General features: G+C 41.1%; 22 protein-coding genes. All 22 read right to left on the bottom strand.

Features of this window, described 5'->3' with window-relative positions; genetic code table 11:
* Positions 1-27: 27 nt before the first annotated feature.
* Positions 28-1,479, bottom strand: coding sequence for a cytosine permease (locus CSV77_RS11385; RefSeq protein ID WP_099673521.1), 1,452 nt, complete (start codon positions 1,477-1,479; stop codon positions 28-30).
* 110 nt (positions 1,480-1,589) lie between these two features.
* On the bottom strand, positions 1,590-2,273 hold the full coding sequence (locus CSV77_RS11380; RefSeq protein WP_233212232.1) for a cysteine hydrolase family protein: 684 nt from the start codon (positions 2,271-2,273) through the stop codon (positions 1,590-1,592).
* An 87-nt stretch (positions 2,274-2,360) separates the two neighbouring features.
* Positions 2,361-2,630, bottom strand: coding sequence for a YciI family protein (locus CSV77_RS11375; RefSeq protein ID WP_099673519.1), 270 nt, complete (start codon positions 2,628-2,630; stop codon positions 2,361-2,363).
* 11 nt (positions 2,631-2,641) lie between these two features.
* The gene (locus CSV77_RS11370; RefSeq protein ID WP_099673559.1) at positions 2,642-4,090 is read right to left on the bottom strand and encodes an aldehyde dehydrogenase family protein; all 1,449 of its coding nucleotides are present in this window, start codon (positions 4,088-4,090) and stop codon (positions 2,642-2,644) included.
* 3 nt (positions 4,091-4,093) lie between these two features.
* Positions 4,094-4,423 carry a hypothetical protein gene (locus tag CSV77_RS11365; protein ID WP_199203743.1) on the bottom strand — a complete coding sequence of 110 codons (330 nt, stop codon included), beginning with the start codon at positions 4,421-4,423 and terminating at the stop codon, positions 4,094-4,096.
* 42 nt (positions 4,424-4,465) lie between these two features.
* Positions 4,466-5,947, bottom strand: coding sequence for an aldehyde dehydrogenase (locus tag CSV77_RS11360; protein WP_099673518.1), 1,482 nt, complete (start codon positions 5,945-5,947; stop codon positions 4,466-4,468).
* Between the two features lie 19 nt (positions 5,948-5,966).
* Positions 5,967-6,764 carry an alpha/beta fold hydrolase gene (locus CSV77_RS11355; RefSeq protein WP_099673517.1) on the bottom strand — a complete coding sequence of 266 codons (798 nt, stop codon included), beginning with the start codon at positions 6,762-6,764 and terminating at the stop codon, positions 5,967-5,969.
* Positions 6,764-7,342 carry an amino acid synthesis family protein gene (locus tag CSV77_RS11350; protein ID WP_099629955.1) on the bottom strand — a complete coding sequence of 193 codons (579 nt, stop codon included), beginning with the start codon at positions 7,340-7,342 and terminating at the stop codon, positions 6,764-6,766. The genes CSV77_RS11355 and CSV77_RS11350 overlap by 1 nt, the downstream gene beginning before the upstream one ends.
* 1 nt (position 7,343) lies before the next feature.
* Entirely contained in the window at positions 7,344-8,492 is a 1,149-nt protein-coding gene (locus tag CSV77_RS11345) for an LLM class flavin-dependent oxidoreductase (RefSeq protein ID WP_099673516.1), read from the bottom strand.
* Between the two features lie 13 nt (positions 8,493-8,505).
* Positions 8,506-9,213 carry a GntR family transcriptional regulator gene (locus CSV77_RS11340; protein WP_233212229.1) on the bottom strand — a complete coding sequence of 236 codons (708 nt, stop codon included), beginning with the start codon at positions 9,211-9,213 and terminating at the stop codon, positions 8,506-8,508.
* A gap of 133 nt (positions 9,214-9,346) precedes the next feature.
* On the bottom strand, positions 9,347-10,933 hold the full coding sequence (locus CSV77_RS11335; RefSeq protein WP_099673515.1) for a BCCT family transporter: 1,587 nt from the start codon (positions 10,931-10,933) through the stop codon (positions 9,347-9,349).
* A gap of 453 nt (positions 10,934-11,386) precedes the next feature.
* Complete coding sequence (locus CSV77_RS11330) at positions 11,387-13,132, bottom strand: methyl-accepting chemotaxis protein (RefSeq protein WP_099673514.1); 1,746 nt, start codon at positions 13,130-13,132, stop codon at positions 11,387-11,389.
* Between the two features lie 490 nt (positions 13,133-13,622).
* Positions 13,623-14,744 (bottom strand): Ger(x)C family spore germination protein, encoded by a 1,122-nt coding sequence (locus CSV77_RS11325; protein WP_099673513.1) that lies wholly within the window; start codon positions 14,742-14,744, stop codon positions 13,623-13,625.
* The gene (locus tag CSV77_RS11320) at positions 14,741-15,853 is read right to left on the bottom strand and encodes a GerAB/ArcD/ProY family transporter (protein ID WP_099673512.1); all 1,113 of its coding nucleotides are present in this window, start codon (positions 15,851-15,853) and stop codon (positions 14,741-14,743) included. Before CSV77_RS11320 ends, CSV77_RS11325 begins: the two co-directional genes overlap by 4 nt.
* Complete coding sequence (locus CSV77_RS11315) at positions 15,854-17,404, bottom strand: spore germination protein (protein WP_099673511.1); 1,551 nt, start codon at positions 17,402-17,404, stop codon at positions 15,854-15,856.
* Between the two features lie 215 nt (positions 17,405-17,619).
* Positions 17,620-18,477 (bottom strand): Hsp33 family molecular chaperone HslO, encoded by an 858-nt coding sequence (gene hslO / locus CSV77_RS11310; RefSeq protein WP_099673510.1) that lies wholly within the window; start codon positions 18,475-18,477, stop codon positions 17,620-17,622.
* A gap of 233 nt (positions 18,478-18,710) precedes the next feature.
* Entirely contained in the window at positions 18,711-19,457 is a 747-nt protein-coding gene (locus CSV77_RS11305; protein WP_099673509.1) for an ABC transporter ATP-binding protein, read from the bottom strand.
* Positions 19,458-19,470: 13 nt separating this feature from the next.
* Positions 19,471-20,220, bottom strand: a complete 750-nt coding sequence (locus tag CSV77_RS11300; protein ID WP_099673508.1) for an ATP-binding cassette domain-containing protein — start codon at positions 20,218-20,220, stop codon at positions 19,471-19,473.
* The gene (locus CSV77_RS11295; protein ID WP_099673507.1) at positions 20,213-21,025 is read right to left on the bottom strand and encodes an ABC transporter permease; all 813 of its coding nucleotides are present in this window, start codon (positions 21,023-21,025) and stop codon (positions 20,213-20,215) included. The genes CSV77_RS11300 and CSV77_RS11295 overlap by 8 nt, the downstream gene beginning before the upstream one ends.
* On the bottom strand, positions 21,026-21,994 hold the full coding sequence (locus CSV77_RS11290; protein WP_099673506.1) for an ABC transporter permease: 969 nt from the start codon (positions 21,992-21,994) through the stop codon (positions 21,026-21,028).
* On the bottom strand, positions 21,984-23,564 hold the full coding sequence (locus CSV77_RS11285) for an ABC transporter substrate-binding protein (RefSeq protein ID WP_233212228.1): 1,581 nt from the start codon (positions 23,562-23,564) through the stop codon (positions 21,984-21,986). The genes CSV77_RS11290 and CSV77_RS11285 overlap by 11 nt, the downstream gene beginning before the upstream one ends.
* 104 nt (positions 23,565-23,668) lie before the next feature.
* The gene (locus tag CSV77_RS11280) at positions 23,669-24,628 is read right to left on the bottom strand and encodes an urea transporter (protein ID WP_099673505.1); all 960 of its coding nucleotides are present in this window, start codon (positions 24,626-24,628) and stop codon (positions 23,669-23,671) included.
* Between the last annotated feature and the right edge of the window lie 501 nt (positions 24,629-25,129).

Below are 25,129 nucleotides of genomic sequence, written 5' to 3'. Positions count from 1 at the left end.
TCAATATAGATTATTTACTAGTTCTTCTTATGTTAAACGAGGTTTCTTACCTATCAAAGATACGAGACTATAAAGCACTGCCGTAACAAGAATGGTTGGATACACAGCGCCTACTGAATTATTGAGGAAATGTGAGTTACTGACTACTAAGAAGAAAACTACACCAAAGGCCCAAACAGCCACGGCTTTTAGATTCACGCCTTTGTAATACCAGTATTCTCCTCCTGTTTTCTCGAATTCCCGTACATCATATGAGCGCTTCCTCACAATGAAATAGTCAGCTACCAATATTCCTAGCAATGCACTCAAAACCATTCCGATATATTCCAAGAAGCCCATAAATGTATCCAAGAAACTAGCTAGGAATAGTGGTATTAGCATTAAAAATCCTGCTAAGACGGTTACCATCCAAATAGAGTGCAAAGGCTTGATCTTTTTCGTCACATTCGTGATGGAAATCCCTGCTGCCATCAAGTTTACAACATTGGTTGTCACACATGCTACTACGATGAGAATTAATGCAAATGATCCGAGACCTAGATTAGTTACAATAGAACTAGGGTCCGAATTTTCCGGATCATAAATTCCCGTGCTTAGCGCTGCACCGATTGTGGCAATGATTCCGATAAACGCAAACCATAATAGGGAAAGATACGCGCCTACGAGCGGAGCGACAGTCGCTGTTTTTGCTGAGCGTGTATATCTTGTAAATTCAGCAATTCCTAACACCCATGCCAAACTGAACGCAGCCATAATATCTACAGCCTTTCCAACTGGTATAACCGAATCTGCTGGCGCACTCCAATTCATGATGGCTGACAGTGGATGCGTTTTCAATACGACAACAGTAATCCAAATACCTAACACAAGAACTAATGCCATACCGATTCTCTCAACAATTTTAATGGAATTTCTCCCTAGCGATACCGCCACAAAGTTCAACAAACTCATGAAAACGATACCCGCTATCATCGGTCCTACACTTCCCGGCTCACCGTACGCTGACCAACCAAATAAGTCTTTTAAAATAAAACTCATGGAGATCACAGCGATAAATGTGTTAACTACTGCCCATCCAAGAAATACAATGGTGTTTAGTACCGTCGGGAGAAGACTTCCTCTCACTCCGAAAGCGGGTCTGGTCAAAGCCATGGTAGATGTCCCTACCTTAAAACCCATATATCCAACGAGTGCTAATATAAGATAGGCGATAGGATTGGAAATTAACGTGACGCCAATCGCCCCTGCAAACGCCATTCCAGCTACTGTTCCTCCTACATACCAAGAGGCATTATTTGAGTTGGCCCCAACCCAAATCGCCACCATGTCAAAAAATCCAATATTTCTTTGACTCATAGGAACTTCTTCAGTCGCGTAATGTTCTACCGTAGTAGCATCTAGCTGGTTGTTTCGCTGTGTTAGAGCATCTGCCTCTACCGTTACGCCTACCTCGGCCTTTACTGTTTCGATAGACTTCATAATCTTCCCCCTTTTTTAACGATTTACCTGAATGGTAAAAGTTCTACACTTCCGGCTGAGCTTAAACGGCTCTATGAAATTCGGGCACCATAACGTGAGGCCTAATTTGTTCATACAGTACAGTTAGCTGTTAACTTGTTATACACTTCTCTTAAATTGTCCGGGGTAAATTGTAATTCATCCGGCATACTAGATTCCCAAGCGTGATAAGGTTCCCCCAATAATTTATTGCAAATTTGATCCGCATCAAAAATACTTATATCGTAAACCCAATTACCCATCATACAGACTGCCGCCATATGCGCTCCAACCGTCGTGGTACCACAAATATCCTTCACTAGATTGACTTGATAATCACGATAGTAAGCATCCATTACAGTTGAAAGGACACAAACATCTGTTAGAACTCCACCTACAATTAAGTTCTTTATATTTAAGCTTTTCAACATCAAGTCTAAACTGGATTCATGAAAACCACTGTATCGGTACTTATCCACAATGATATCGCCAGGTTGATTTTTTAACTCTTCGATGATATCAATCGAATCGGTATTCGTATTGTAGTAAAGCGGCTTCCCATTCTGATCAACAGGTTCTAAGTTTGCAAGTCCAATTCCATCGCCTCTATTGATATGACGCGTATAAATGATGGGTATGTTTTTTTGTCTGCATACTTTGATTACATTGGCTGTTTTTTTAATGATTTCATCCATTCCTTCAACAGCGGACGTACCACCTTCATTTTGTAGGTCTATTAAGAGTAATGCTTGATTCTGACTATTCAATTGATGCACTCCTTTCGTTCGTCGTTTACCATGTACCATACAAGCTAATTGGAAAAATCTCACTTCTTTTATTTCTATTGCAAAGCCAGCCCACTTTTATAATTCACTAATAATGGGATTCCACTTTTTAAGCTCAAGTCGACGAACTTTTTCTATTACATGGGGATCAGCCTCCGCCAATTGTAGTGCTTCTTCAAATGAATCCGCTCGATAAATAATTAATCCCCCTGATTGATCGGCAAAAGGACCTCGGGCAAAGATTTTCCCCTGTTCATCGAGCCTATCCAAGTACTCGATATGTCGCGGTAAGACTTCTGCATTTTTTTCAGGCTGAATCATGTGTAAAAATGCCGTGTAGTAAGCCATAACCTTGCCTCCTAGTTGCGATTCCAAACGACTAGTTTCATTTCTGTCATTTCTTCGATCGCATATTTCAATCCTTCTCTTCCATTTCCGCTTTCCTTGACGCCGCCATACGGCATGTTATCCACTCGGAAAGTTGGAATATCGTTGATCATGACGCCTCCTACATACAACTCATCCGCTGCATATAGTGCCGTGTGGATGTCATTTGTATAGATTCCTGCTTGAAGACCAAAACGCGAATCGTTCACTTGCTCGATCGCATCCTCTACTGACTTCACTTTATCTATGACTAAGATGGGTGCGAATACTTCATTGCAAGAAACTTTCAGATGAGGACCAGCTTCCGTCAAAATAGTAGGGTAGAGTATATTCCCTTGTACTTTTCCACCTGTAACTACGTTTGCACCTTGGCTTTTGGCTTCGTCGATCCAACTCAATGTACGCTCTACGTCTTTTGAAGAAATCAAAGCCGATACTTCAGTTTCTTCGTGCAACGGATCACCCATTACGAGCTTTTCTGTTTCTTCTACGATTTTCGAAACGAATTCATCGTATAGCTCTTCGTGGATATAAACGCGTTGGAGTGAAATACAGACCTGCCCCTGGAATGAGAATGCACCTGACACGCAGCGAGAAACGACTTGATCTAGATCCACACCTTGGTCAATAATCACAGCTGCATTCGAACCTAGCTCAAGAGTTACCCTCTTTAATCCCGCTTTATTTTTGATACCAATACCGACTGCTGGACTGCCTGTAAATGTAATCATTTTCACTCGATCATCCGTAACAATTTGATCTCCAATTTCTTGGCCATCGCCTGTGATAACGTTAAGCGCGCCTGCCGGTAATCCTGCTTCTAATAATAATTCCGCAATAAAATAAGAAGATAATGGCGTTTGCGCAGCTGGTTTCAAAACAATTGTATTTCCGGTGGCAATTGCAGGACCGATTTTATGCGCTACTAAGTTCATCGGAAAATTGAATGGTGTGATAGCGCCAATTACACCGAGTGGTTCTCGTACAGTGTAGGCCAGACGATTCACTCCGCCCCGCGCCGCATCGAGCGGGAGAGTCTCTCCGTAAATACGCTTGGCTTCTTCCGCTGCAAATTTATACGTCTCGATTGTACGAAGTACTTCATCTCTTGCTGTTGCAATGGGTTTTGCAGCTTCCATGGCAATGATTTCAGCTGCTTCTTCAGAACGCTCATGTAATAAAGAAACTAAATTTTCCAAAATCTCCGCTCGTTGATAAGCAGGCATTTTCGCCATCACTCTACGCATCTGTAGAGCTGTTTCGATTGCTTGATCTGTTTCATTTTTTGTCGCTTTAGCAATATGGGCAATCACTTCACCTGAATACGGGGAATGCAAATCCGTGTACTCTTTCGTTTCCACCCATTCACCATTAATTAGTAAGTGTTGCGTTTTTAAGCATGCTAGCGATTTATTCATCATCATCTAGTTTACCTGCTTTCTGCTAGTGGTGGCTATATTGGATTGATACTTCATGATTTGAATGATTTTGTGTTCTTCTTTTAAATATTCTTCGATTTTAAGGCTTAACCCGCCACTTCCGAATTTAACACGCTGCTCCTCGCCATTGCCAGTTCGCTTAATATATTCAAGAAAGACCAACACATTTTTACGTCTTTCCACTATATCTTCAAATCCTCGATCATAGAAAAACGTATCAATTGTGTTGTAGACACCTTTATTCACCCCAAATCGATCACTGCAGAGACGCACGAATGCTATATCCGTCAAATGAATCGCTGTTTCAACATGCATAATGGTTGCTCCTCTCTCTATATATTACTGGCCCGCTTCGACTTATCGCATGATGAATGGATCGGGCATAGGTTCGCTGGATGTGTTGATCCAAACCGCTTTGCTTTGTGTATATTCATAAATCGCATCGAAACCACTTTCTCTTCCGTGACCGCTTAGTCCGGAACCTCCGATTGGCATAAGTGGAGAAATACTTCTGTATGTATTCACCCATATGATACCAGCGTGAACGGCTTTTGCTACACGGTGGGCTCTTGCGACATCTCGAGTCCAAATTCCTGTGGCCAGGGCATATTCCGTATCATTGGCCAAAGCAATCGCTTCTTCCTCATCTTTAAATGGGATGATGCTCAACACGGGACCGAAAATTTCTTCTTGAACAATTCGGGCATTATGATCAGTCAGTTCTATAATTGTCGGTTCAAAATACCAACCTGTTTCCGTATTTTCTGGAGTCTTCCCACCGATGACAACGTTGCCGCCTTCCGCTTTACCAATACCCACATATTCCTTCACTCGTTCAAGTTGTGCCTCCGTAGCAAGTGGACCCATTTCAGTCTCGTCAAGGAGCGGATCTCCTATTTTAATTCGTTTGACGCGCTCCACCAGTTTGTCAAGCACTTGATCGTAAATGTCTACGTGGAGTAATGCGCGAGAACCTGCTACACAACTTTGACCGGATGCTCCGAAAATTCCAGCAATGATACCCATTGCAGCGCTTTCAGGATCGGCATCTTCAAATACGATGTTCGGCGATTTTCCACCAAGTTCAAGGGATACTTGCGCAAAGTTTTCTGCTGTATTCCTGACGACATGACGTGCTGATTCGCTGCCCCCTGTAAAGGCTACTCTTCTTACGAGCGGATGAGCTGTCAACGTATTGCCGACTGGCATTCCAAAACCGGTGACAACATTGACTACGCCTTTTGGAATTCCTGCTTCTTCCACATATTTCATCAGCTCTAGAAGAGACGCGGATGTCATTTCAGACGGCTTGATCACAATGGTATTCCCTGCCACCAAAGCTGGAGCCAATTTGATCGTCGTTAAGTATAATGGTGAATTCCACGGTGTGATCGCGGCCACTACGCCTAAAGGCTCCCTCGTCGTGAAGGCAAATATATCCTTTTTGTCTATCGGCATGGTTTGGCCGTGGATCTTATCTGCCAACCCCGCATAGTAATAGAAAAACTCGGGTAAATAAGTGAGTTGTCCACGCATTTCCCGAAGTAACTTCCCATTATCCTTCGTTTCGAATTCTGCCAGTTCTTCAATATTTTGCGAAATCAACTCACCCAGTTTATGAACGAGTTTACCACGTTCTGTGTAGGTCATCTCAGCCCATTCTGAATGGTGAAAAGCTTCGTGTGCTGCTTGCACTGCCCGATTCACATCTTCTTCGGTGCCTTCCGCTACTTCACACCAAGCCTCACCCGTTGCGGGATTATAGCTAGGGAAATATTTACCGCTTTCCGATTCAATCCACTCACCGTTGACATACATTTTATATCTTTTTAATGACATCTTGGCACACTCCTTTCATTCAATTGACATGCTTTTGGATAAATGAATGAATCGCCTGATTTACGATCTCCGGTTTTTCGACGGGTAACATATGTCTCGTATCCGGAACAATCAACAACTCAGAATTCAATAGTTTTTCATGTATTTGGCACGACATTTTTGGTGTTGAACCCACATCATATTCGCCTGTAATGACGAGCGAGGGAACTGTAATATCCTCCAGCTGTTGCCAAACTTCTTCATCCGCCGTTGCAAATAACGTATAGGCCGCCATGTACCCGTCAGCATTATTTGTTTCGAGGCGGTGTCTCACTTCATTGATAATCTTTGGATTCTTTTCCTGAAACTCTTGATTGAACCAACGCTGAATTGCAGGTTCGATAGTAGTTTGTGGTCCTAATTCTTTCACTTTTTCAACTCTCGCAGCAATCGCTTTTCTCTGCTCGGGTGTTCTGTTGGCGACCGAATTCATAATGGTCAAGGTTCTAATTTCATCCGGAAACTTAGCGGCAAATGACTGCGCAACCATTGCTCCCATGGAGAAACCAACTAAATGTACGTTTGTCAGTTTTAACTCGTTCACAAGTGTGGCTAATTGCACGACAAACTGTGATAGTGAATAGGGACCGGGTGGATGCGAAGATCCCCCGTGTCCTAGCATGTCATATGTAATTACGCGATAATTAGCAGACAAACGATTCACTTGTTGTTGCCACATTGCATGATCCAGTCCGACACCGTGAATGAAAATTAGCGGTTCTCCCACTCCTGTTTCTTCATATAAAGTGGTTTCTTGATCATACGTAATGTTTGACATTAGGCAAGACCCATCTCAACCATATCTTGATGACGGTCACCTGTTCTTGGGAATGGACGGCCAGCTGTCGACACACTGATTGCCACTACGATTTCATTTGCACGCGGAGCATCTGGAATCATCGCTTCGAATGTCAAGAAATGAGAACGCTTGGAGTCTTCATTTTTGTGTACCATTGGAATCAGTACGGGAGTTCCTGCACCTCCGCGTTTGTTCGTAAATGGCAAGATACTTTTGCCTCCTACTGCATCGCGGAATTTGTTACCGAATTTCAATGTATGGATGAATGCTGATGCATGTTCCATTTCACCGTCAACACCCACTACCGCTGCCTTACCGAATGCTTCCACATCGTCTGCGGAATCAATATGCTTAAATAATTCATCTACTAAAATTTCTCCAATTTCAGGAGCATATTCATTAATTTCCGGCATGAGATCTTCTACAAATCCTCTTTCAACCCAGGGATTTTTCATAACCAACATCGTGGTGATCATTTTGATCGGTGCATCTAATTGTTTGCCACCTTCCATGCGTGTTTCCTCTATTGCAGTATATACTTTGCGAACTTCTAACATATTAAACTACCTCCAATTTTGTTTTTGCGAATTTCGGCATAACTTCTTCCGTAAATAACTTCAAACTTTTCATCACTTTTTCATGTGGCAATGTGCTGTGATTTGTCCATAATAGCAAGTTTTCTAGATTTAGTTCTTCTTGGAGTTCCTGAATCTTTTCTGCAACATATTCTGGCGTTCCAACTAACATGTTTCTAGAAAACAGGAAATCAAAGTCTAGTTCTTGACCTTCTTTCAACTCTTCACCTGGATCAAGTAAATTACTGAGACCTCTCCAGTGACAGATCCAGCGGTACGTGTTCAGTACAGCCTCTTCGAAATCCGCGCGTGCTTCTTCCATCGTCTCCGCCACATAGACATCACGGACAAGAGCGATTCCTTCACCAAGTGGCACATCGATGCCTCTCGCTTCAGAAGCTTTTCCACGGTATAACTCGAACCGTTGCTTTAACTCTTTCACAGTCGGCATCCAGAAGATTCCGTTAATTCCTGTTTCAGCTGCAATTTCAATTGAACGAGGTGAATCAATTGTTTGCCAAATATTTGGCATACGGTTTTCATACGTATTCGGCATTAGCGATATTTTGCTGATTTCGCCTTTTTCCATATCCATGAATTCTGGAGTAGCTGGGCTCATCGGATGCTTCCACTTCAAGCCGTCTGCTGGGAACTTAAAGAATTCACCTTTGTGAGAGAAGAAACGATTAGACCATGCTTTTTTCATAACTTCCAGTGTCTCTTCAAATAATGCTCGGTTTTGATCGTTATTTTTCGGATCTGCTAGAGGGTTTAAGTTAGCTGCTTCTCGACCGTACAAGCCACGAGCCAACCCTACTTCTACTCGACCTTTACTCAACTGATCAAGCATCGCAATATCTTCTGCTAAACGTAGTGGATGCCAAAACGTTGCAACGTTTGCGGCTTGGCCGATTCGAATATTTTTTGTACGAGCTGCAATATCTGCACCCATCATAAGCGGGTTAGAGATTAACTCATTTCCCTCATGGCCAAAATGGTGTTCCGTGTACCAAATAGAATCGTAACCGTTTTCATCACAATAAATCGCTTGCTCACGCGCTTCGTCCAATACTTTGTAATACTCATCGTGACGTCCTGGGCCTGATAGGTTTGCAAATATTCCAAATTTCATAATGTTTCTCCTCCTAGTTAATTGAGCTCGCACTCATTTTTTTGGCAATTCCCGTTTTCAATCCTTTAGCACTTGCTTCGACGTGACGTCTCATTGTATTTTCAGCTTTTTCACGTCTTCCTGTCAAAATTGCATCTAATATACCTTGGTGTTCCTTCAGCGATTTTTTTAAACGTTCAGGATTATTGATACTTATTTGGACATAGCGTTGGTAGGGTATTTGATTCAGCATTAAGTTCAATAAATAGCTTAATTTAGAATTGTCCGCACCTGATAATATCGCTGCATGGAACTGTTCATTTGCTTCCGCGTATAATTTTGTATCGTTATTCTGAGCGGCTACTTCCATTAATGCAACGGCTACTTCAAGTTGTTTGATCGCTACCGGGTTCTGAGTCTCTGCTAAAAGTCCCGCTGCAAAACCTTCTAACGCTTCCTTTACAGTGAAAAGCTCATCAAGTTCTTGTTCCGTTGGTTTTCTTACACAAGTACCTACACGTGGAATGATCTCCACAAGCCCTTCTCTTTCCAGTTGTTTCAGTGCTTCTCTTATAGGCGTTCTACTAACCTCGTAGTCTTGTGATAAAGCAGCCTCCGACAATTGTTTTCCCGGTTCATATTCCCCAGAAATGACTGCCTCCCGTATGGCATTCGTTACTTGTGCGGTAATACTGACAGTTTGTATTTTCTGTATTATCGTAATCACCTCTCTATGATTCATGTACGTTGGTAGTTCATCTTATTTCGGAATATCAATCTACCATGTACCATACAAGCTATGAGATGAGTATATTATCTAATTATTCAAATGTCAACGAGTATTTTGATAATTTAATTTACTAGTCTGTTTTTAATTATATTTCTCTATCTGCTGCGACTTCTTTCACCGGAATCATATCTTGCTCCTCTTCGATAATTCCTTGTTCAATCGCAAGTTCCCTAGCTACTTTCGGTGCATACCACACGACAGGAAGTAACAGAATGGATACTGGAACTGCTGCTATTACAACAAATGATTGCAATGCGCCAATTCCTCCACCACCGATTTTAATGAGAATCGTTGCAATAGTGGACATAATCACAGCCCAAAATACACGAACGACTTTTGGTGGATTCCCGTCTCCCGTCACGGCCATTGAGATGGAATAAGACATTGAATCTACGGTCGTCACCACGAATAATGTAGTTAAAATTAAGAAAACTGAAGGCATGATGCTTCCTAACGGCATTTGTCCTGCGATAGCGATGATCGCACTAGGCAATCCACCTTCCGTCAACGGGCCACTAACAGATCCTACATTTTTCAGCTCATAGAAAATGCCCGTTCCACCTAGAACCGTAAACCAAAAATTCGTAGTGATAGGTGCGATTACAGCAACCACAACAAATATCTCACGGATTTTTCTGCCGTTGGATATCCTCGCCACGAATAATGCTACCAGTGGGCCAAAACCTATAAACCAGCCAAAGAAAAAGAGTAACCAACCACCAAGCCATGCTTCATCACTGCGGAATGTACTGATATTTATAAATTCACTAATATACGTCCCGTAGGAGGACATGAATGAATTAATTATAAATAAACCAGGACCTAGCAATAACAAAAAGGCGGCAATCACTACGACCAAATTTACGTTCAACTTACTTAAAAATTGAATTCCTTTTTCGATACCTGTAAGCGTCGATACGAGCACCACGCCTGTCAATAGTACAATAATAGAGAGTTGCGTTAAAAACGTATCCGGTATCCCGAAGATTGCACTGACGCCATAGCTGACTTGTAATCCAAGAAAACCAATCGGACCAATCGTACCCGCCGCAGCGCCTATAATACAAAATACATCAGTAGCTGTTCCCCACTTACTCGTTAACACTCTTTCCTTCAATATCGGATATAGAAGAGTTCTGGGTTTCAACGGCATGCCTTTATGTTTATGTGCGTAAATTAAAATAATCGCACTAATTGCGCCATAGACGGACCATGCGGTAAAACCCCATGACATATAACTTTGAGCTAAGGCTGGACCTATCGCATCCTCCGTGCTAGCTGCAATCCCTTTATGCATTGGAGGCACATCTAGAAAATAGTACATAGGCTCTGCCGCTGCCCAAAAGACTCCGCCGGCTCCAAGACCTGTCGTCAAGATCACGGCTACCCATTTGAAATACGTCATTTCAGGTTTCTTTGCATCACCAAGACGAACTTTTCCGTACTTTGATACTGCTAACACAGCCCCCACAACAAAGGTAGCCATCATTAGAAATTGCCAATACGCACCGAAGTAACGAATGGAAAGATCAAAACCTTTATTCACAAAGCTACTGACCGTGTCCACTTTAAAGAGTGAAAATAACACGAATACTACCAGAACGCCTCCACTAAATAAGAAAACAGGCCAATCAACCTTTTCGCGAATAAATTTCCAATAACTTTTCGTCATAATCCTCCTCCTATTTCACAATATTTCTACTAACACTTCATCCCTGTGTCACAACTAAACTTCCTTTCAATAAAATTTGGTAGCGCTTTCTTTATGGAAGATAGGATGTACTTCGTGTTGCATGTACCATACAAGAGCTTGTAATATAGATTATATTTTAAATTCGGAATTGTCAATATATATTTATATTTTTTTGATCTGTCAAAATTTTCTTTTGTTCAACGAAAAAATATAGGCGTTTGCCTCATTTTTATTAATTGAATGCGATAGTTTCATAAACTTATTGTTTAGGCTTTTGGACGCTTCATTATGTGACACATTCTAGATACAAAAACAACGCGAATCCACTAAAGGTTCGCGTTGTTTTTCCCTCCGTTCCATCTATTCACCATTCATAGAGCATCAGATCACTGCTGAAAAATCATTCTAGCAAGGTGTTCCATCACACTATATTCATTTCACGTTAAACTCCGAAACTAATTTTTTTAGTTCTTCTGCTACGTGGGACAAAGAATAGGCTGAAGAAGCGATCTCCTCCATAGAAGCAAGCTGTTCTTCACTAGACGCTGCCACGCTACGAGAATGGTGAGAAGAATCCTTAGCGATTTGACTCATCTCTTTAACTGAAACCGTGACTACCTGACTACTCGCTGACATTTGTTGTGTTGTGGTTGCTACTCCTTGAATTTGGTTGGCAACTTGGTTCAAAGAATGGTAAATGGCTTGAAACTTTTGTTCCGTGTCATTGACAATCAGAATTCCCCTATCTACTTCATCATTTGCTCCATTCATACCTACGACAGAATTAACTGTTTCATTTTGGATTTCCGAAACTAAGTTAGTAATATGCTGTGCTGAATGAGTCGATTGGTCCGCAAGTATCCGTACCTCATTGGCGACAACGGCAAACCCTTTCCCATGGTCACCAGCTCTCGCCGCTTCAATCGCAGCGTTCAAAGCTAACAGGTTTGTTTGCTTAGCGATTTTCCCCATTACTTCCACGATCGATCCAATTTTCTCGGAGTGAACTTTTAATTTTTCAATCGATGAATTAGACTCCTTGACTGTCTTGCGAATCACATTCATTTGACCTATTAGGTGTTGCAATAAAGTATTACCTTCCTCCGCCTCGAGTGACGAGTTTTGAGCCGCTTCCGAAACACTCAAGCAATCGGTCGCAATTCCTTGTAGTCCTACATCCATCTTAGTCATCATCTGTACAACTTCATCCGCACTTTCTGTCTGTTTTTCCGAGCCGAAGTCAACTTCCTGGATTGCGGTCACAATATGTTCAGTCGCTTTTGTATTTTGTTCTGTATTTGCCGTTAGTTGTTCCGCAGACGATGCTACTTCGTTCGATGTAACAGTAATTTGTGTAATCAACTGGCGGACATTATGAAACATTTGTTGAAAGTCTTGTACGAGGGCACCAATTTCATCCTTATTTCTAACTTTCAGCACATCCACCGCAAGATTTCCGTCCGCTACTTCTTTGGCTTGGCTTGCAAGTGCCATCAATGGATTGGAAATGCTTCGCGAGAAAAAATAAATAATGATTACGCCAAGAACTAGTGATAAGGTGAGTGTAATGGCAAGGGAGTGTAAAATTGCGTCTGCTCTTTTATTAAAATCCTGATAAAAACTATTTGTACTCAAAATCCATCCCCAGGTTGGTTCAAGCTCAGCGTAACTAACGTTTAGTGCCATTTTTCCGGGTTCGTCAGGAAGCTCCCACATCGTGTCCATATAAATTGATCCTTTAGCTTGCACATTGTTAATCATTTTTTGAAAGAAGTATTCCCCATTGTGGTCTTGATAGTCCCACGTGTTTGTTCCTTCCAAATACGGATCTGCCACTTGGTTCCCTTGTTCGTCAATAATATAAAAGTAGCCGTTTTCTCCCAAGTCTATATTTTTATTAATTGGACGAGTTCCGTCTGCTGACTTTTCCCCTAAAACAGATACTTTCACATATTCTTGTGCATCTTCAAGGCTAATATTTCCTTTTTGCACCTCTTTATCTATCACTTTTATTACTTCCATTGTTTGCTTAACACTGTTTTTCAGCATCAATTTTCCAGATTCGTTTAGACTGTTTATAGACAATTGATAGCTGACGATCCCGACAAGAAGTGCGGGTATACATAAAAACAGAAATGAAATTAACATGATTTTTTTTCTTAAGTTCAAACGAAACATCTCTGTATCCCCCCATAAACAATATCTGAAAATCAAAAAAGAGCTGCTTGACAATTAACTATCCATTGTTGCAACTCTTTTCCATTTAACCTTATTTAGCTGATTAAAGCTCCACCGGGATTGTACCGGAATTTTTATAGTTATAAAACATAGGACTTCGTTTCCGCGCAAAATCAATTACTTCCCCCTTACTTTGCACTAATTTCGTTACTAACCCCATGCCAGTCCAATGACGACAAGTACCTATGAATGTGTATTTTGTATTTTTTCTTTCATTATAGTCATCTCACTTTATATGAAGTATGCAAAACTATACAATGAAGAACTTTAACAACTTTCACTTCACTTGCATGTACCATACAAGAGCTTTTATTATACATTATATCCAACTTTCAGAATTGTCAATATATGTTTTGAATAAAATACCAGGTTCCCAAACAAATCGCAACCCATTCAGAATTGCTTCAAATTTGTTTGGGGACCTGGCACCCTATTCAAAAACTCCGTTTCGGTTCAATTGAAAATCAACGCTAACATTGACCTTTAGTTCATCATACATTTCATGCCACTTTTCTTCCGTCAGATTTGAATGCCGTACAGTACTTCTGTAGAATTCACCAAATCCAAAAACGTCTGACTCGGCTTCTTGGCAATGGGCAATCACTTTTAAAATTTTCTTTTCCACGCTTTTATTGATAGCTTTTGCAAGTTCTTTGACTTTTTCAGCATCCCCTATATTCACGTATGGTTTTACTTCTAAAATTCTTGCTTGCAATGTGAAATCCATACTAAATTCAGGTTTTTCTGAATTGACAATTTTTAATGTTCTACGGGTTTGAATCGGATCGAATACTATGCTGATTCCAGCAGATGGGTTTTCCATTAAAGAGGAAGGTACATCATCGCCTTCAATTGTTAATTCATGTTTTCCCCTGTGTTGCCTATCTTGGATCATCTGTAAGTACACACTATCGCCAACGGGAAGTTTGCCGACCATTTTCCCTTTATTAAACAACGCGATCCCTGAAATCTCTACTAACTCCTTCTCTCTACTTATGATCGGCACTGCGATATCCTTGCCTACCGAATAATGACTATTCGCCACTTCATTGAGCGTGGATGAAATCATATCCTCACTTTCGATGTTTTGCTTTAGTAATTTATAAATATGCTCTCCAATTTCATCGGTATCGGGATATTTAAATTCAAGTAGGGATTTTGCATCGCCTTTAACTACTGCTAAAAATATTCCATCACTTATGGTTGGATTCTCCAATAATACATTAATGTAATGCTCGATTCCATCTTGAGCGAGCTCTTCACCAAATAAGACTACTCTCATTTGTCCAGGCATTGTTTTTTCTGCTGCTCGATTATCGATTTTTAAAATCGTCCCATTAATAGATTTATTTTCGGCAGTGATAATGGCTACATTGCTTTGAGATTCCGTTCCGACTTGGCGGACAATTGCTGTAGTTTCCACACGTTCTTCTTTGCCCAGATCAAATCCAATCAACGTCGTTAACCCTACTCTTTCAAGGAGTTTTGTCTCCGCGCATCCACTCAAACTAACACTAAAAAAAACTAGAACTACAAGACATATTTTTTTCATTCGATTGGTTCCTTTCGCGATCTCAATCTTTTTCTCGCTACCGCTGCTAGATATAAGAAAATCGGATAAACAAAAATGAAATAAAAGGATACTTCACTATAATAGTTATTAAATGTATTGATTTGATTTCGCGTTTGAAACGAAATACTTGCGATGAAGATGAGGAATGAGAAAATCCAGAGAAATTTTTTCATGCTGATTTTCACCAAGCGCGAAGTACCGCGGTAAGCAGACCATAAAAACAGACAAAGGTTAGGTAGTATTAGTAACATCCAAAAACTAATTGCAATGTATTCCATTCTCTCGACAAACGGAAATTTGACGACACTGAATAAAGACAAAGTAGCCCAGACAGTTTTAATCAATTGCTCGCCACTGAAATAGGTCAGTGCAATCAACATGGTAATGAGATACACAAAGGTCGTTACGAGCAAGCCAAGATGGATGTTTTTTTTTGCATTCTCTTTATCCCCTACAAAGGGATAAATTACATAGAGGATTTCAAATCCAATTATGGAAAATGTCATGGATTTTGCGCCTTTTAAGATTTCGCCTATGTTCGCTTCAAAAATAGGCAGCAGATTACGCGGTTCTGCATACGTAATTGAGAAAGCTAACATCGGAAGTAGTACAAGCGATAGGAAAAAACTAAAAAATGCAACACCCACAATTACCCGTAAGCCGCCCGTATACGCATACATGACAACTAATAGCATAGAAGCGACTAAAAACCAAGTACCCATACCGGGAAAAACCCATGTTTGAACGACTTCAATATAATTCCTTAATACCACAAAAAATGCAAAAAAACAGTATGAAATGTAAATAACGTTGAAGAAATTACCTATCCATTTACCATATACGTCTTGATGAATACCGTACACATCGTTTGAAGTATAAAGTTGCAATGTTTTAAGCATGAAGAAGACAATTATATGCGTAGCGAGACCTGCAAGGAGGACGGAAATCCACGCATCTTGTTTTGCATCTTCATAGACGATCCGTTGAAAACCGTGTATCCCAATTCCGATTTGCGTAGTAGTAATGACGAAAAAAAGTAAAGATGCACTGATCGTATCGCTTCGATCAATTTTAAGGGAGTTTTTCATTTACTTCACCCGCTGTTCATTTTTCTCTGGATTGATGGGCTCAGGCTGATATTTATCTTCATCTTCCGGTCTGGCATTCGAAGACCTTTTAAACGTAAACGGCAATGGCAAACTGACCAAGCTATTTCGCCAGTCAATAGGACGCGGCGGATAAAAAGGTGCCATGTATGGAGAACCCAGGCTAGATTGACGTATAAGATGGACCAAGAGAAAACAAAATCCTAGCATGATGCCGTAAAAGCCCCAATTCCCAGCTAGGAGAATAAGTGGAAAGCGAATGACTCGGATTACGTTCCCCATAATATAACTTGGCGTAGTGAAAGAAGACAATGCTGCCAATGCAACGATAATAATTAAAATATTACTCGTAAATCCCGCATCTACAGCTGCCGTCCCAATGACGATTCCACCAACGATGCCGATTGTCTGACCTACCTTAGCGGGTAATCTAATCCCTGCCTCCCTTAGTAATTCGATAATTAGTTCAATGAGCAGCGCCTCCATCAAAGGTGGAAACGGAACTCTGGACCTGGATTCACTTAGCGGAACCAAAAGCGCTTGTGGGATGACTTCGTAGTGAAACGTTAATGCCGCGACGTATAGCGGAGTTAAAAATACGGATAGCACGACAGCACTGATTCGTAATAATCTGAGAAAAGAAGTAATCTGCCATCGCAAATTCCGATCTTCCTGACTTTGAAAGAATTCGAAAAACGAATAAGGACAAACGAGTGCAAGTGGGCTTCCATCCACGAGAATTCCTACTTTTCCTTCCAATAGTTCTGAACTAATTTTATCGGGTCTTTCTGTCTGCAATATTTGTGGAAAAATCGACAATGAATTATCATCTATCAACTGTGAAAGAATTGAGCTATCCAATACAGAATCTGTCTCAAATCCGGTAATGCGTTGCCGCAATGTATTGACCATTTCTTCGGAAGCGATACCTTTCACGTATAGTATTGCAATAGATGTATTCGATCGTTGGCCCGCTTTCAGCTTTTCGCTGCAAAGGTCGGGATTTTTTATATACTTGCGGATCAAAGAAATGTTTGTAGACAGGCTTTCATTGAACGCGACGTGAGCACCAATTACTATAGATTCATTTTCTGGTGGAGATAGTTGCCGCGCCTCACTGGTTGGTATCATTACCAACACCACTTGTGCATACCCCACTACGTGAATCAAGACGGCACCTTCCATCATCGCCAATACTGCTTCTTCTGTTTTATTCACTACTTCCACTTGTGGAATGGCAAGGGCGGACGCAATACTTTCAGGCGATTCGTTAGGGCTTTTCATCAAATTCTCGAGGATTTGATTAGTTAACATCGCCGCATCCACTAAGTTGTCTATATAGATCAGCGTAAGGTTCGGGGGAGTCGATTTCACAATTAAATCAGATGTATGATGAACAGAATCATTGATCTCTTGAATAAAGTCAGCCGCTAAAGAGGAGACCGTTCCGTCTTTAACTCCCTTATCCTCCGTTTTACTCTCAAAAGGTTCCTGATTTTTGAAGAAAACTCGTTTGGATTTTCTTTTAAACACTCTACTCACCCCATGAACTGCTTTGATTTAAGGATGGACTTCCGGAATACAATTTAAACGTATACTTTCGAATTAGATACCGTGACCTTATGCGATCATCTAATTGTTTCGGGACCTGGTACTCCATTCAATCTAAAAAGCACCCGTAGAAGAAGGTTCATGAATGACTACACAAACATATCCCTTTCTTACACAGGTACTCAATATTCATCAATTTATAAAGCTATCTTTTTCAGTGCTTCAAGATGATCGGTATCGAAGTAATAGGATTCATTACAGAAATGACAATTCGCTTCGGCGTGTCCATCCGTTTCAATCATGTCTTGAATTTCTTTGCTTCCTAAGCTGATAATTGCATTGGAGATCCGGTCCACAGAACATTGACACTGAAATTGAACGGGCATACTTTCCAACACTGTGACATTTTCCGATCCTAAAACGTGCTCAAGTATTTGTTCGGGTGTACTTCCTTCTGAGATCATGGACGACAGCGGTGCAATTATCTTCATTCGGTCTTTAATCATACTCATTACGTCTTCATCCGCGCCCGGCATGAGTTGAATAATAAAACCACCCGCAGCTTTTACAGTAGAATCAGAATTTACTAACACGTCTACTCGGACAGCAGATGCTGTTTGTTCCGATTTAGAAAGATACGATGTATAGTCTTCTCCAATTTCCCCGGAAATGAGAGGGATTTGTCCTACGAAAGGATGCATCAGCCCGACATCTTTTGAGACAGTTAACAAGCCATTCATTCCGACCGCTTTTCCTACCTCGTTTATTTCCGTTTGAGGATTCGAGACATATCCTCGCACTTCACCTCTCGCGTTGGAATCCACAATAATGGTACCGAGTGGTCCGCCACCATTAATTTTAACCGATACTTTTTCCTCGCCCTTTAACATAGCGCCCAGAATTACACCGGCAGTCATTGAACGTCCGAGGGCGTCAGCAGCTGTCGGCCTAGCCGCATGCCGTCGCTGTGCTTCCGCTACTGTTGCAGTTGAATTCACTGCGTACGCACGTATTTGATTTTGATAAGCCACTGCTTTTACTAAATAATCATTCATTCTATACACCCTTTCTATATTTTATAATGCACAGCTAGCTCTAAACAGCTGTCTAAATCAAGAACTTGATCAGTTAATACAAAAGTTTGGTCTATATATAGGTTCATCATTTTCAGTATATAACTCCACTTCCAAATTGTAAGACGAAACCTCCTTACGCAAAGGTAAGGAGGTTTGTTATCATGTAAAGTCTAGATACTTGTAAACCAGAATGGGAATACGTAGACAATACGCTACTCCCTCATTCGATTCCCTAGTACAGAGTCAAATAGTTGTCTTGCATACGACTGTGAAAAATGAAATACTCCATCTGTTTTCACACTTTCGTCCACCACTCGTCCATCCTTCATTACATATATTCGGTCACATGCATACATGACGGCCTGCAGATCATGCGCAATGAATAAAATCGACATACCCATTTCCCGATTCAGTTCTAGAAGCAAATCAATGATTTCCCTTTGAATTAATCGATCCAAATTGGAAATGATTTCATCACAAATAAGCAAATCGGGTTCAACTAAAAGCGAGCGAAGCAAGTTGACACGTTGCCGTTCCCCGCCACTCAATTCTGAAGGATATTTATGTAAGTGTATTTCCGATAGTTTTACTCTTTCAAGCATGTGCCGAATATGTGCATCACGATCTCCTTTCATCATGCGAAGAGGCTCGAGTAATATTTTACGCACCGTCCAGGAAGGATTAAGCGCAGCTGACGCATTTTGAAAAATTAATTGGGTCGCTTGATAAAATGATTTTCGGCTTTTTCGTGTGACTGGTTTACCGTTGAATGTAATGAGACCACTGTCAGCTGATTCCAGTTGCATTACGACACGTGCGAGTGTACTTTTTCCGCAACCACTCTCGCCTACTAAACCTACAACTTCCCCTTTGCCTACAGTCAGATCAATCCCGTTCAACGCTTTTTTCGTCTGGCTTCCATTGTAGTAACTTTTTGAAATATTTGACACTGTTAACATTTGCCACCCACTCCTAAAATCTACTCTCCAACAATCGCTTCGTATAGGCATGACCGGGGTGCGAGAAAATCGTTTCCGCCTTTCCCGTTTCCACAATGCTTCCTTGCTGCATAACGACCATTTCATGAGCAGCTTCAGCTACGATATCCAGGTCATGGGTAATGAGAAAAATCGTCGTCCCTCTTTCTTCATTGAGACGAATTAGCAATTGGATGAATTCTTTTTGAAGCACCATATCGAGTGCCGATGTGGGCTCGTCTGCGATGAGTAAGGCGGGTTCCACATAGAATGCGCACGCAATCATACACCTTTGCAACATCCCGCCTGATAATTGAAAAGGATATTGCTCGACCACTTCCCAAGATAGTCCCAATTTGTCTAAAATCACATGCATTTTTTCATTAAATACAGGTAATGAGTCTCCTACTCGTTCCCCTGAAAATGCATAGAGTTGACGCCCTATTTTCACAGACGGATTAAAACTGTTTGATGCGTCTTGGAATATCGTGAAAATAGCCTGCTTCCTCACGCTTTCCATCTCTTGATCAGACGCATCCAATAAGTTTCGACCTTCGTACATGATAGATCCGCTAACTTTCGCGTCGTCTGGCAACATACCAAGCAATGCGGATACCGTCATGCTCTTTCCACTGCCACTTTCTCCAATCAGCGACGTGATGTTTCCACGCGGTATTGTGAAATCAATATGATGCGTAATGTGCTTACCTTTTATATGAATAGATAGGTCTCGTACTTCAATCATTGACCCGCCTCCGCTCCGGATTTTTCCACGCCTCTCCGATAAAATTAATGGCGAGAATGGTCAAGAAAATCATAATACCTGGGAATAATCCAATCCACCAAGCACCAATTAAAATATCGTTTTGCGCGTAGTATAACATATTCCCCCAAGAAGGAATCGTCGGTGGGATACCTATGCCGAGAAAACTAAGTGACACTTCCATAAAGATCGCGCCAGCAAAATTAAATAGCGTTACGACAAAAATAGCGGGTATGCTGTTGCGTAGCAAATGACCCCATAGTATGTTCCAAACAGGCGTCCCTAACATGTTGGCCATTTTAACAAACTCTTCTTCTTTTAGACGAATGAATTCTGAACGCACAATTCTTGCGGTAACAAGCCATCCCGTCAATCCAATGAGCAGTGCCATGCTCCACATTCCGCCTTGAACGATTACCTGAAACACTAAAATAATAATAAGTGCGGGAATGGTAATCAGTGCTTCCAATAGCCGCATCATGACGGTATCGATTACGCCGCCAAAATAGCCACTAATCCCACCATACACAATTCCAATGAATAGCGACAAAATAACCGAACCACTTGCTACAACGAGAGTCACTTTTCCACCTTCAAGTAAACGTGAAAAAACGTCTCGGCCTAAATGGTCTGTTCCTAACCAATGATCACTACTCGGGGCACTATATATTTCATCCATGTTCATTTCATTCGGACTGTAGGGGGAGAATATAGTTGAAAACACTGTCAAAAATACAATCAATCCAAGAAGGCTATACCAAAACAAAAGTGCTTTCCGTACCTTCATTTACCGAATACCTCCTTTACGTAGCTTCGGATCGATAGCGTACATAATGAGATCGACAATAAATAGCGTAATGACGACCAGGATGCCCGTCACCATAATGCTGCCCATTAATAAAGGGAAATCCTTTGTCACGACTGCTTTGACCGTCAATTGCCCTATTCCGGACCACGCAAACAATGATTCCACAATAATAGAACCGCCAAAGAACGACGGAATAGTCATAGCGATGTAATTCAAGTACGGAATAGAAGCGTTACGCACGATTCCCTTTCGAATGGATCTCTCCATTACACCATTTGCGCGTGCCACCTTCACATAGTACTGGCCATTTTCTCTCTTAATACTTTCCTGTAGAAAACGTGCATAAATCCCTACATGCGTTACAATTATCACGCTAGCGGGCATCATGAGATGACGGATTTTATCTACCATGCCGCCATTACCACCTACATCGCCCGAACCAGAAGAAGGAAGAATCCCTAGACTCACAGCAAAGATATAGATGAACAAAATACCTAGCCAAAAGGGAGGAACGGAAGACGTCGCGATACTAAATGTGGACAGTCCTTTATCCCAAATAGAATTCGCTCTCATACCGGCCACTGTACCGAGCCAAAAGGAACCCATGACAATACAAAACATCGTCACGCCAAATAATAGCAACGTATTCGGTAGTCGTTCCCTAATGATATCAAACACGGGTCTGCCTTCTTTATAGGAAATTCCTAAATTCCCTTTAACAGTTTCTCCTAGCCACGCAACATATTGTTCTGCAACAGGACGGTCTAATGCATACGCACGGGTAATGCGCTCTTTTTCGGCTGCAGTTAACGTCTGCGCATTTCCTCCATAGAAGGCTATTGCAGGATCTCCAGGTGCTGCTTGCATAATGAAAAAAGAGAGGAAGCTAACGATGAGGAGGACTATGAGCCCCATCACCATTCGCTTCCCAATCCATTTACCGATCATTCCACTTCCACTCCTCAACGTTCCAGAGGAAACCAGATCCATGATGACCTAGCGTTCGTTCTTTCACACCGCTCACATTTTTATTAATACCATACACCGCATTCACGTAGGCAATAAAGTCAAATGCGGGATCCTTCGCAAGTTCTTCTTGGAACTGCATATAAATCGCTTTACGTTCTTCCGGATCCGTCGTGGTGCGTCCTTTTGCAAGGAGTTCATCCACTTTTTCATTCGAATAACTACCATAGTTGTAACCGGAGCTATTGATACTCAATTCATTCGTATGGAACAATATGTGCGTTTGATGATCCGCGTCATAGGGACTGCCCCACCCCACCATGAACGCATCTGCGTCTTCGATCGTAATCGCGCTCCAGTCGAGTGCAGCTACTTTTACATCAGCCCCAATGTCTTTAAAACCTTCGGCAACGTAATTCGCCATATTGACACGAACGGTATCACTTGCGGGAGCAGTTATCGTAAATGCTAATTTTTCTCCGTCTTTAGTACGGATACCATCCTCATTTTCTTTCCAACCTGCCTCATCTAACAGCGCATTCGCTTTTTCCACGTCATAGGTGTACTTTTCAATTTGATCATTATGGAATTCATGATTTTGCAATGGTGAGTAGGCAACAGAGCCATGTCCTTTTAGAATCCCTTTTACTATTTGCTCTCGATCGGTAGCATAACTAAATGCACGACGTACATTGACATCTTTCCAAAGATCCAAATTCATATTGAATAAAATACCGCGGTAATCCGCCGATTCTATATCGTAAATCGTTACATTCTCTTCTCTTTTCAAGTTTTCTACTTGTACAGGATCCAAAAGTGCAACATCTACCTCGCCCGATTTTAACTGCAGTGCCCGAACATTACTATCAGGAATAAATTTAAAAATCACTTTTTCAATCGAAGGTTTCGTTCCAAAAAAGTCGCTGTACGCCTGTAATGTCAGCGAATTGCCGCGATCCCAATTATCAAACATATACGGCCCTGCACCAATCGGATGGCTGTTAAAGTCAGCCGTTCTCATATCGACTCCTTCAAACGCATGTTTCGGAAGGATCGGTACAGTTAACTTGTCGAGTAACGGTGTAAATGGCTGCTTTAATGTAATTTCTACGGTATAATCATCCAGCGTTTTGGTAGATTCCACTTCTTCGAAATCAGACTTCAAAAATGAAGCGTTTTGATCGTCCATAATACTTTCTATCGTGAACACGACATCTTCTGCCGTAAGTTCTTTCCCGTCATGAAATGTAATACCTTCTTTTAACGTAAACGTATACGTAAGTTTATCTTCTGATACATCGAACGAGTCTGCAATATCCGTAACTACTTTATTATTTTCATCAAATCGCATGACTCCACGAAACAACAATGCATCTAGGTTCGTTTCTTCGAGAATCGGGTTTAGCCCTTCGAACTCCTCTTCGGAAGCATAAATGAGGCGATTCTCTTTAGATGGAGTTGATTTTTCTACATTCTCTTTTTTATTACAACCTGCCACCATCACTACAAGTACCATAAAAAGTACAAGCATTTTCTTATTCATTGTAATCATTAGGATCTCCTTTTTAAGTTTATAGATTTTCCACATTTTATCATTATTTCATGTCCGTATATATTTGTCCTGTATGACGGTTTATATTTTTCACTTTAGAGCCATTATAAATTCGGTAGAACTTTTCTAGCCCCTAATATTAACCAAGTGCTCAATACAAACGGCATCGTTAATGCAGGAAGTCCAAACGGTAATAACCAAATGCTGACACTCGCCATTAAAGGAACTGTCATACATGCCGCCACCACGCCTGTAATAGGTGCATAGCGATTTTCCTTTTTGTTGTAGACAACTGATACAGCTAAAATGGTTAAAATAGCGTTATAACTGTATAATCCCAACATGATCAACGTATGTTCCCCGCCTAAAGCAAGAGCTGTAACACAAGCGACCACGTTTCCGATGACCGCATATATGCCCATTTTCCTGCTAGCCCAAAATACCGCTAGGAATAATAAAAGACCAGGTATGGTTTCAGTTAGAAAAAAGATTTGACCGATTCCATTGAAAATTGCTTGGAATAGATTAATTTCGCCTTCTACATGCAGTTCCCAATTAGCTACACTTTGAGGAGACAGTGATTCATTTAACTTGATACTATCGAGTTTATAAGTTGAAAGTAGTACAAACCAAGTGAGTAGGATAAATGGTAACGTCAGAATCGGGATGCCGACGTTGCCTAAGAAATACATTAACGTCGCTGTGAATATCGCAGTGATCGCCGCTCCTAACAATGCGACAATCCAGACGTTTGGTCCGGTCAAAAATGTTTGTAGTACTAATCCAGAAAGCACAGAATTGTAGCTCATCAAACCTTTACTGACCAATGTTTTATCTGCACCGCCTACTTTCGCAACCAGTGTACCGATCATGGCGGATAATAGCGCAATGATTCCCAATGAAAATGAAGAAACCGTAATGGCTAATAAAATTAGAAATCCTGTAATGACATTTTCAAGATAAATGATTTGGGATATCCCTTTAAGAGATTCTAAAAGAAAAGCAAAAAACTTTCCTTCCTTCATCACTTGCATCGATTGATTCACTTTTTTTCTGTCTTCCATATCGCCCCACCTATTTTCATTCACTTTAGTGACATATTGATTCAGGTCATCGTACATGTTTCCAAAGCTTGTTCGTTGCCCTATTATCAAATTTTCTGCTAATAATCTTGTACTTATACATTACATGCGCCTCTATTTGGAACAGTATTACACACATTGATTGGCGTTGCAGCTCGATGCATATCTCGTAGGTGTGCGGTGCATTTTAACAAAGTATCCATAACTATGCAAGGGATGGTACAAGCAAGAAAATAGTACAGACGAAGTTATACATATATTGAAACTCTTTCCTTTTCACTTCTACTCCATGCCGAATATAAGATACCCCTTTTGGCAGATGAAAAGCATACTTTACCAAACTTTATCTGACGGTTATCATTTTCACAGAAACCCTACCAATATACTACTAGTTGGACGATACCAGGTGTGGCTCTTCTTCCGCCTTTACTTTCATTGGCTTTTAATTTATTACTAGATGATTTTTTCTCAGCATTCTCTTAT

This window comes from Sporosarcina sp. P16b, from assembly GCF_002743065.1.
GTDB lineage: Bacteria > Bacillota > Bacilli > Bacillales_A > Planococcaceae > Sporosarcina.
The sequence above is the reverse complement of the archived record's forward strand: the minus strand, read 5'-3'. Positions and strand labels throughout refer to the sequence as shown.

Bases quoted from the DNA above. Each gene is read 5' to 3' on its own strand.
- CSV77_RS11385 (WP_099673521.1), bottom strand. From the start codon at position 1,479: ATGAAGTCTATCGAAACAGTAAAGGCCGAGGTAGGCGTAACGGTAGAG.
- CSV77_RS11375 (WP_099673519.1), bottom strand. From the start codon at position 2,630: ATGGCTTACTACACGGCATTTTTACACATGATTCAGCCTGAAAAAAAT.
- CSV77_RS11370 (WP_099673559.1), bottom strand. From the start codon at position 4,090: ATGATGAATAAATCGCTAGCATGCTTAAAAACGCAACACTTACTAATT.
- CSV77_RS11365 (WP_199203743.1), bottom strand. From the start codon at position 4,423: ATGCATGTTGAAACAGCGATTCATTTGACGGATATAGCATTCGTGCGT.
- CSV77_RS11360 (WP_099673518.1), bottom strand. From the start codon at position 5,947: ATGTCATTAAAAAGATATAAAATGTATGTCAACGGTGAGTGGATTGAA.
- CSV77_RS11355 (WP_099673517.1), bottom strand. From the start codon at position 6,764: ATGTCAAACATTACGTATGATCAAGAAACCACTTTATATGAAGAAACA.
- CSV77_RS11350 (WP_099629955.1), bottom strand. From the start codon at position 7,342: ATGTTAGAAGTTCGCAAAGTATATACTGCAATAGAGGAAACACGCATG.
- CSV77_RS11345 (WP_099673516.1), bottom strand. From the start codon at position 8,492: ATGAAATTTGGAATATTTGCAAACCTATCAGGCCCAGGACGTCACGAT.
- CSV77_RS11340 (WP_233212229.1), bottom strand. From the start codon at position 9,213: ATGAATCATAGAGAGGTGATTACGATAATACAGAAAATACAAACTGTC.
- CSV77_RS11335 (WP_099673515.1), bottom strand. From the start codon at position 10,933: ATGACGAAAAGTTATTGGAAATTTATTCGCGAAAAGGTTGATTGGCCT.
- CSV77_RS11330 (WP_099673514.1), bottom strand. From the start codon at position 13,132: ATGTTTCGTTTGAACTTAAGAAAAAAAATCATGTTAATTTCATTTCTG.
- CSV77_RS11325 (WP_099673513.1), bottom strand. From the start codon at position 14,744: ATGAAAAAAATATGTCTTGTAGTTCTAGTTTTTTTTAGTGTTAGTTTG.
- CSV77_RS11320 (WP_099673512.1), bottom strand. From the start codon at position 15,853: ATGAAAAACTCCCTTAAAATTGATCGAAGCGATACGATCAGTGCATCT.
- hslO (WP_099673510.1), bottom strand. From the start codon at position 18,477: ATGAATGATTATTTAGTAAAAGCAGTGGCTTATCAAAATCAAATACGT.
- CSV77_RS11305 (WP_099673509.1), bottom strand. From the start codon at position 19,457: ATGTTAACAGTGTCAAATATTTCAAAAAGTTACTACAATGGAAGCCAG.
- CSV77_RS11300 (WP_099673508.1), bottom strand. From the start codon at position 20,220: ATGATTGAAGTACGAGACCTATCTATTCATATAAAAGGTAAGCACATT.
- CSV77_RS11295 (WP_099673507.1), bottom strand. From the start codon at position 21,025: ATGAAGGTACGGAAAGCACTTTTGTTTTGGTATAGCCTTCTTGGATTG.
- CSV77_RS11290 (WP_099673506.1), bottom strand. From the start codon at position 21,994: ATGATCGGTAAATGGATTGGGAAGCGAATGGTGATGGGGCTCATAGTC.
- CSV77_RS11285 (WP_233212228.1), bottom strand. From the start codon at position 23,564: ATGATTACAATGAATAAGAAAATGCTTGTACTTTTTATGGTACTTGTA.
- CSV77_RS11280 (WP_099673505.1), bottom strand. From the start codon at position 24,628: ATGGAAGACAGAAAAAAAGTGAATCAATCGATGCAAGTGATGAAGGAA.